The 289-nt window shown below is 65.7% G+C and carries 1 pseudogene; it reads left to right on the plus strand.

Going from position 1 to position 289, the window contains the following annotated elements:
- A pseudogene (locus F2P46_RS36690) lies at nt 1-289 on the plus strand (hypothetical protein); the annotation flags it as partial.

Below are 289 nucleotides of genomic sequence, written 5' to 3' on the forward strand. Positions count from 1 at the left end.
ATCGCCATCGGCTCGACCGAAATCGCCGCCGGCAACCTGGACCTGTCGGCGCGCACCGAACAGCAAGCCAGTTCGCTCGAAGAAACCGCCGCCTCGATGGAAGAACTGACGTCCACCGTGCGCCAGAACGCCGACAACGCGCAGCAGGCCAACCAGCTCGCCCTGGCCGCCTCGCAAGTGGCGCGCAAGGGCGGCGCGATCGTCAGCCAGGTGGTCGACACCATGGGTTCGATCGAAGCGTCCTCGCGCAAGATCGTCGACATCATCGGCGTGATCGACAGCATCGCCT

Origin of the sequence: Massilia sp. CCM 8734, from assembly GCF_011682155.1 — a bacterium.
GTDB classification, from domain to species: Bacteria; Pseudomonadota; Gammaproteobacteria; order Burkholderiales; family Burkholderiaceae_D; genus Telluria_A; species Telluria_A rubra.